This window comes from Klebsiella sp. 141161, assembly GCF_050600815.1.
In the GTDB taxonomy this organism is placed as follows: Bacteria; Pseudomonadota; Gammaproteobacteria; order Enterobacterales; family Enterobacteriaceae; genus Klebsiella; species Klebsiella aerogenes.
On the sequence record NZ_JAQIRN010000016.1, the window covers coordinates 1 to 8,238 of the forward strand.

The 8,238-nt window shown below is 58.0% G+C and carries 6 protein-coding genes and 2 pseudogenes; 4 read left to right on the forward strand and 4 right to left on the reverse strand.

The features are described from left to right. From PGR79_RS23675 to PGR79_RS23685, 3 genes and pseudogenes are all read right to left on the reverse strand, one after another. A pseudogene (locus tag PGR79_RS23675) lies at window positions 1-204 on the reverse strand (cytochrome C biogenesis protein CcdA); the annotation flags it as partial. An 82-nt stretch (window positions 205-286) separates the two neighbouring features. Further along, on the reverse strand, window positions 287-1,894 hold the full coding sequence (locus PGR79_RS23680; RefSeq protein WP_113375071.1) for an FGGY-family carbohydrate kinase: 1,608 nt from the start codon (window positions 1,892-1,894) through the stop codon (window positions 287-289). A 32-nt stretch (window positions 1,895-1,926) separates the two neighbouring features. Next, window positions 1,927-2,676, reverse strand: a complete 750-nt coding sequence (locus PGR79_RS23685; protein ID WP_015365771.1) for an SDR family oxidoreductase — start codon at window positions 2,674-2,676, stop codon at window positions 1,927-1,929. Between the two features lie 288 nt (window positions 2,677-2,964). On the opposite strand from PGR79_RS23685, the gene PGR79_RS23690 reads away from it, so the two are divergent. Then, entirely contained in the window at window positions 2,965-3,978 is a 1,014-nt protein-coding gene (locus PGR79_RS23690) for a LacI family DNA-binding transcriptional regulator (protein WP_087859656.1), read from the forward strand. Window positions 3,979-3,991: 13 nt separating this feature from the next. Here the strand turns inward: PGR79_RS23690 and PGR79_RS23695 are convergent, their stop codons facing one another. Next, window positions 3,992-4,933 (reverse strand): sugar-binding transcriptional regulator, encoded by a 942-nt coding sequence (locus tag PGR79_RS23695; protein ID WP_113375075.1) that lies wholly within the window; start codon window positions 4,931-4,933, stop codon window positions 3,992-3,994. Window positions 4,934-5,129: 196 nt separating this feature from the next. Between PGR79_RS23695 and dalD the strand changes: the two genes are divergently transcribed. From dalD to PGR79_RS23710, 3 genes and pseudogenes are all read left to right on the forward strand, one after another. Then, a complete protein-coding gene (gene dalD / locus PGR79_RS23700) occupies window positions 5,130-6,515 on the forward strand; it encodes a D-arabinitol 4-dehydrogenase (RefSeq protein ID WP_113375072.1) in 1,386 nt (461 codons plus the stop codon). Next, a complete protein-coding gene (gene xylB, locus PGR79_RS23705; RefSeq protein WP_113375073.1) occupies window positions 6,506-7,969 on the forward strand; it encodes a xylulokinase in 1,464 nt (487 codons plus the stop codon). The genes dalD and xylB overlap by 10 nt, the downstream gene beginning before the upstream one ends. Window positions 7,970-8,034: 65 nt before the next feature. Beyond that, window positions 8,035-8,238, forward strand: a pseudogene (locus PGR79_RS23710) (cytochrome C biogenesis protein CcdA); the annotation flags it as partial.

The following is an 8,238-nucleotide window of genomic DNA, read 5'->3' on the forward strand; positions in this document are numbered from 1 at the left end:
GGAGACCCAGGCCGAGAGGGCGGCGGCGAGGCCGTAGAGGGTGAAGGCGAAAGAGGCCTGCGCCGGGCTGAAGCCCAGTTCCTTGATGTAGTGCGAGAGGAAGGCGAGTTCAAAACCGTCGCCGGTCATAAACACGGCGATGGCGACGTATCCCCAGATAAGGTTCAGCGGCAGACCGAACCACTGTTTGTTATTAACGGACATGTTAACCTCGATTTCAGGATGCAGAGGAGCGGCTCCGCTGTATAACAGCGGAGCATTATTGTTATTAAATTAAAGAGGTATGTTATTCGCGGATTAGCCGACCGGCCTGTTGTAGCGCTTTGTAGGCCTCATACCTGCGTTGATGCAGCGGACTAAACGCCGTCTCGCTGCGATAGGTTTTATCCACTCTGGTGAACCGCTTCATGGCGTCCGGTAGCGAGGCGGCGACGTTGCCCGCGACGGCGCCGAGGATGGCGGAGCCCAGCAATACTGGTTCGCTGCTGGCGGTGCCGACCACGGTCACGCCGCAGGCGTCGGCCAACAGTTGGCGTACCAGCGGGTGCTGCCCCGCGCCGCCGCTGATAACGATATTTTCGCTCTCAATACCACAGGCGCGTTGGGCATCGAGGATCTGCCGCAGGCCGTAGCCAATTCCGCATAATCCGGCGACGTACAGCGCGGTCAGGTTATCAAGATCCCGCTCCATCCCCAGCCCGGCAATCAGCGCTTTCGCGTGGGGGTCGGCAAGCGGTGCGCGATTGCCGAGAAACTCCGGTACGACATGCAGTCCATCTGCCAGCTGCACCGCCTCCGACGGCGAGGCAACCTGCGCCAGCACGCGATCCGCCAGCCAGACCGGCAGCGGAACGGCGGCGGCTTTGGCCTGTTCACGCGCTTCTGCCGCCGCCGGATGGAAGCTCAGTAACTGGTCGATAGCCGCGCCGGCGGCGCTTTGTCCGCCTTCGTTCAGCCAGTAACCCGGTACCATCGCCGAATAGTAAGGACCCCAGACCCCTGGAACGAACACCGCTTTCTCGGTGGTGGTCATGGTGCAGGAGGAGGTACCGAAGACGTAGGCCATATTATTCACCGCGCCGTTGAGTACGCCGACGGTGCCGATGCCGCCTGCATGGGCGTCGATCATCCCGACCGCCACCGGCGTACCGACAGGCAGGCCCATCTCTTCAGCCGCCGCCGCGGTTAACCCATCACCACATGGCGTTCCCGGATCGACGATACGCTGGCCGATACGGGCGAAGTCTTCATCCGCCAGCTCTGCGAGGCCAATCTGGCGAAAGTAATCGGCATCCCAGCGTTTTTCATGGGCCAGATAGGTCCATTTACAGGTGACGGTACAGACGGATCGGGCCAGATCGCCGGTCGCGCGCCAGGTGAGATAGTCGGCCAGGTCGAAGAAATGACGCGCGGCGGCAAAGATCTGCGGGCGGTTTTCTTTCAACCACAGCAGCTTCGGTGTTTCCATTTCCGGAGAGATAGTCCCGCCGACGTACTGCAGCACCGGATGGCGGGTGGCATTGATGCGTTCCGCCTGTTCGGTGGCACGGTGATCCATCCAGACGATAATATTGCGATCTGCCTCTTCGCTGGGCCCGACGGCCAGCGGCGCGTCATTCTCCCCGATTACCACCAGCGAGCAGGTGGCGTCGAAGCCGATACCGGCAACCGAGTGCGGAGAGACGGCGGCCTTTACGACCGCGCGTTTGATGCAGTCGCAAACCGCCTGCCAGATTTCGCGGCTGGATTGTTCCACCACGCTGCCGGCGCTGCGGAAGAGGGTGATCTCCCGGGTGGCGTGGGCCAGCAGTTCGCCGCTGAGGTTAAATACCCCGGCGCGCACGCTGCCGGAGCCGACATCGACGCCGATAATGGTTTGAGTCTCGCCATTCATAAAATCGTCCTTTTAGTCACCGATACCGGGGGTTATAAATCAACGCTGTTAGGCAGAATAACCAGGTCGCGTACGGTGACGTTTTTCGAACGGGTGACCATAAACAGCACCGATTCGGCAACTTCGATAGGCTGCATCAGGCTACCGTTAGCCAGCGCTTCTTCCATTTTCTCTTTCGGCCAGTCATCGAGCAGGGCGGTAACCACCGGGCCCGGCAGTACCGCGCCGACGCGGACGCCGTGTTGGGAAACCTGGCGGCGGGTGGTATGAACAAACGCCTGTACGGCGAATTTTGAGGCGGTATAGATAGGTTCCCAGATAACCGGCACCACGCCGGCGATGGAGCTGGTGAAAATAATATCGCCGGATTTTTGCGCGATCATATGCGGCAGCACGCTACGCACGCAGCGGAAGGCGGCGTTAGTATTGAGGTGCAGCACGCGATCCCAGACGTCCGGGTCACCCTCAGCGACAGGGCCGCCAATGTAAGCGCCAGCGTTGGCGTGGAAAATATCGAGACGGCCGGCAAGTTGCAGGATGCCGTCAATGATCTTATCCACCTGCTCGCCCTGCATCAGATCGACCTGTAAGGCAAAAGCGTTTTCGCCAAGCTCTGCCACAATCTTGTTGAGCTTTTCGCCTTCACGGTCGATCAGAACCACCTTCGCGCCCGCGCCAAGCAGGGTTTTCGCGCATTCAAGACCAATGCCGGAAGCGGCGCCGGTGACCGCGGCGACTTTGCCGCTAAGAGAAGTATTCATAGAGGATACGGAGTGGTTCATTTTATAATCCTTCATGTTGTCTGTTTTGCTCACCAAGCTGGTCTCGACGAGGTTGAGGAGCGGTTACCTGCTACAACAATCTGGCCTGTCAGAGCAGGAGTAACTAAGTTAAGCTATTGAATATCAGCACCATTTATTTCAATTTGCTGATGTCTGAACAAGTATTGAGTGTATACGCTAGCGAGCGTCATGGTTGCTCAATCGATGAAGCTAATGTTGCGCCAGCTTCATCGATTGAGCAAGTGGGGAAATTAACAGCGAAATGAATTTGTGACGCAAGTTGGGAAAATGAAAAAAATCACTATCTACGATCTGGCGGAATTATCCGGCGTTTCGGCAAGCGCGGTGAGCGCGATCCTCAATGGCAACTGGAAAAAACGCCGTATCAGCGCCAAACTTGCGGAAAAAGTGACGCGCATTGCGCAAGAGCAGGGCTACGCGATTAATCGCCAGGCCAGCATGTTGCGCAGTAAAAAATCGCATGTCATCGGGATGATTGTCCCCAAATACGACAACCGCTATTTTGGTTCAGTGGCGGAAGGCTTTGAAGAGATGGCGCGTGAGCGCGGCCTGCTGCCGATTATTACCTGTACTCGCCGTCGACCCGAGCTGGAAATCGAAGCGGTGAAAGCGATGCTCTCCTGGCAGGTGGACTGGGTGGTGGCGACCGGGGCGACTAATCCGGATAAAATTACCGAGCTATGTCAGCAGGCGGGGGTGCCGACGGTTAACCTTGACCTGCCGGGCTCCACCGCGCCGTCGGTGATCTCAGATAACTACGCGGGCGCCCGCGCGTTGACCGATAAAATTCTTGATAACAGTCTCAATCGCCACGGCAAACTGGCGCCGCTGTATTTTGTCGGCGGGCGCAGCAGCGACCACAACACTCTGGAGCGTTTACGCGGATTTCGCGATGCTCATGCGGCGCGCGGCATGAGCGTGCCGGAAGAAAACATTCTTTCTCCGGGCTATTCAAAAGGCAAAGTGGAAGCCTGTATGCAGGCGCGTTTTAAAAGCGCCGATGAACATCTGCAGGGTTTCTTCGTTAACTCGACCATCTCGCTGGAAGGGGTGGTGAGATGGCTGGCGCAGTTGGGGCTGACCGGCGTCGAGCAGCCGCCGATGGGCTGTTTTGACTGGGATCCGTTTGTTTATCTGCTGGGTCACGATATTGACATGGTGCAGCAGAACGTCCCGGCGATGCTGGAAGCGGTATTTAATATCATTGACGCAGGCGAAGCCAGCCAGCAGCGGGTAGAGATCCCGCCGCTGCTGATTAGCAGCCGCGAGCACCTGGCCTGAAAAACCGCTGGCGCTAGCGCGTCAGCAGCCAGCGGGCGGTATGTTCATCGGTCACCAAGCCGTTAATCCAGCCGCCTTTTAACGCCGCGAGGATCGCCGGGCGCTTGTTCTCGCCACAGGCGACGGCTATCCGCGGGCACTGGTTTTGGCGGATATCGTAGCTGGTGATCAGGCGATTAATTTCGCTGTCGACGACGGAGCCGTCGGCATCGATAAAGCGGCCGAGGATCTCGCCGATGCCCCCGCGCGCCGTCAGTTCATCCAGTTGGACTTTATTAATAAACCCGTCTTTGAAGATCGGGCTTTGGGTACCCAATGGGCCGATACCGACGAAAATAACGTCCGCCTGCTGCGCTGCGGCAGAAACGTTGCTGAACAGGCGGCTGCCGCACCACATCTCATGTTCCTGACGGGTTTGCGCATAGCGCGGCGCGGGCCACTGGTAGTAGTTGGCCTGAATTTTCCGCGCCAGCAGCAACGGCACATCATCGTAGTAGTTGCATTTTCCTTCATCGTTCATTGCGCTAATCAGCGCCACGCAGCGGCTGTTCGGGCTATCGAAATCAATGCGCTGGATGGTCTTTTTCAGCGTTAATCCAGAACCAATGCCGATTATTTTGGCGTTATCGCTCTGCAGGTAGCGGGCCATCAACTGATAACAACCGAAGGAAACGCTATCCAGCGTGCTCTCTTCGTTGTAGGTCGGCACGATATTGCACTCGATGAGTTGATACTTTTCCTGCAACAACTGCGCATAATCGAGGCAGTTCGCTACCGGATGATGCAAGCCAATCGACACAATCCCTTCTTCTTTCGCCGCGGCGATAAGGCGCTGGACCACCGGCCTTGAGGTGCCAAGATGGCTGGCGATTTCGCTCTGATTCTGACCGGCAATGTAGTACATCCATGCGGCGCGGACCTTCTGATCCAGCCTGATGTCGTCTTCTTTACTCACGGTGTCCTGCCTTAAATACGCGGGCGCAGTAGCGCAGATACCCGCATTTTGGCTGCGGTTTTCAAAACAGGCAAGCTTTTGCTCTATTTTGGTCATTTGTAATTTTAATGGGTAATTGCTCTTTTGTGATCCGTAGCTCTTATTTGATTCAAATGATCATCTACAGTGAGCCGCATCACCTCAAGGAGAGCAGAACATGAATACGCAATTCACATGGCTTCACATCGGTCTCGGTTCTTTCCATCGCGCGCATCAGGCGTGGTACCTGCATCGGCTGCGGGTTTCCGGCGATTCGCGCTGGCATATCGCGGCGGGCAATATTCGCAATGACGCCGAGCACGTGGTGCAGGCGCTGGCGGCGCAGAAAGGGCGCTACGTTCTGGAAACGGTGAGCCCGGAAGGGGAGCGCGAATACGAAGAGATCGCTTCAATTCAAAAATTACTGCCGTGGCAGGCGGGGCTGCAGCCGCTGATTGATGAAGGCGCGAATCCGCAGACTAAAGTCATTGCTTTCACGGTGACGGAAGGGGGCTATTACCTCAATACGCAACATCGCCTTGAAACCAGCAACGCCGATCTGCAGGCCGATTTGCAGGGGGATTGCAAAACCATATACGGCACTATTACCCGGATTCTTGAAAAACGTATCGCCGCCGATGCTGGTCCGCTGACGCTGCTTAACTGCGACAACGTGCGCCACAACGGCGAACGTTTCCATGATGGACTGGTGGAATTTCTGCAGCTGACCGGTAAACAGCAGGTTATTGACTGGCTGGCGGAGAACGCGACCTGCCCAAACACGATGGTCGATCGTATCACGCCGCGCCCGGCCGCCGATCTGGCGCCACGTATCAAAGCGCAAACCGGCATCGATGATAAAGCGCCGGTGATGGGCGAAACCTTTATTCAATGGGTAGTAGAAGATAATTTCCGCGCTGAGCGCCCGGCGCTTGAGACGGTGGGCGTGGAGATGGTGGCGTCGGTTATCCCCTATGAAGAGGCGAAGATTCGCATTCTTAACGCGTCGCATAGCTGTATCGCCTGGGCGGGAACGCTGTTGGGGCAGCAATATATTCACGAGAGTACGCTTACCGATGCCATCTACGCTATTGCTGACCGTTACGTCAGTGAAGATGTGATTCCGTGTCTGGGCGATAACGGTATCGACCTGGCAACCTACCGCGACGTGGTACTCAAGCGTTTTACCAACCCGTATATCCAGGACACCAACCAGCGGGTGGCGGCCGATGGATTCTCAAAAATCCCGGCGATGATCGCCCCAACCCTACAGGAGTGCTATCAGCGCGGCGTGCGCCCGCAGGCTACCGCCATGCTGCCGGCGCTGTTCTTCGTCTTTATGCAGCAGTGGCATAAAGGGGCTTTACCGTATCAGTACCAGGACGGAATTCTTGATGAATCGGCGGTACACGCCATGTTTAATTCGCCTGACCCGATCGCCCAGTACGCCGGTGATAAAGCCCTGTTTGGCGAGCTGGCGGAATCGGCGGATTTCCACGCGCTGCTGCGTGAGCAAATCGCCGCCGTCTACGCGCTGACCCAGCAGGAGGCGCTATGTATTTAGGTATCGATCTCGGCACTTCGGAAGTTAAAGCGCTGGTGCTGGATGAAAACAATGCGGTCGTCGCCAGCCATAGCGCGCCATTGACCATTCAACGGCCGCATCCGCAGTGGTCTGAACAATCGCCGCAGGCGTGGTGGGAAGCGACAGAATATCTGATTGCCACTCTACGCGAGAAGTGCGCGAGCCATTGGTCGGCGATTAAAGCCATCGGCCTTTCCGGACAGATGCACGGCGCCGTGCTACTGGATGCCAGCGGCGAAGTGATTCGCCCGGCGATTTTATGGAACGATACCCGCTGCGCGCAGGAGTGCGCCGAGCTTGAGGAGATGGCGCCGGAGCTGCATCAGGTGGCCGGTAATCTGGCGATGCCGGGGTTTACCGCGCCGAAACTGCTGTGGGTGCGGCGTCATGAGCCGCAGCATTTTGCCCGTACCGCCTGCGTACTGCTGCCGAAGGATTTTCTGCGCTACAAGATGACCGGCAAAAAAGTCTCCGATATGTCGGATGCCGCCGGCACCCTGTGGCTGGATGTCGCGCGACGCGATTGGTCCGACGCGCTGCTGCAAAAGTGCGGCCTGACGCGGCAACAAATGCCGGAACTGGTGGAAGGATGCGACGTTTCCGCCACGCTGGCGGCAGACATTGCCGAACGCTGGGGGCTTAATCCTTCGGTGCTGGTGGCGGGGGGCGGCGGCGATAATGCAGTCAGCGCGATTGGCGTTGGCGCGGTGTCGCCGGGAGACGCTTTTATCTCGCTGGGTACCTCCGGCGTGCTGTTTGTCGTCACCGACAGCTATCGTCCGGCGCCGCAGTCGGCGGTGCATGCTTTCTGTCATGTGCTACCGAACCTGTGGCATCAGATGAGCGTGATGCTCAGCGCCGCCAGCTGTCTGCAGTGGTTCTGTCGTCTGACCGGTACCACCGAAGTGGCGCTACTGGAGGAGATTGCCCAGTTAAGCGCAGACGAAAAAGCCAATGCGCCATACTTCCTGCCTTATCTTTCCGGCGAGCGTACCCCGCATAACGATCCTCTGGCGCGCGGTATGTTCTGGGGAATGACCCATGCCAGCCTGCGCGCTCAACTGGGATATGCGGTGCTGGAGGGAGTGAGCTTCGGTATTGCTGACGGCCTGCGCGTGTTGCAGGAGAGCGGAACCCGTATCGACCAGTGCTCACTGGTTGGCGGCGGCGCCCGCAGTCCGTTCTGGGCGCAACTGCTGGCGGATATCCTGGCGATGCCGGTGGTGACGCATAAAGGTGGGGAAACCGGCGGCGCGCTCGGAGCGGCGCGGCTGGCCTGCCTGGCGGCGGGCAAACCGTTGGCAAGTGTTTGCTATAAGCCGGAAATCTGGCAAACCTGGCAGGCGGATCCGCAGCGTCATCAGGCGCTGATGCCGCGTTACGCCCATTTCCAGTCTCTGTACCTCAACGACCGAGATTTTCGACAGCAATAAGACATATGACGCTCCGGCGAAACTGCCGGAGTGATTCTCCTGCACCCTACAACAACGAGGTCACCATGTCCGTTAATCACAAACAGTGGATGGGTCTGCCGCTGAATCTTATCTGGGGATACGTCGCCATCGCCGTGTTTATGACCGGCGACGGTTTTGAACTCGCCTTCCTCTCGCACTACATCAAGGAGCTGGGCTTCAGCCCGGCGCAGGCCTCTTTCGCCTTCACCCTCTACGGCCTCGCCGCCGCCCTCTCGGCCTGGGTCTCT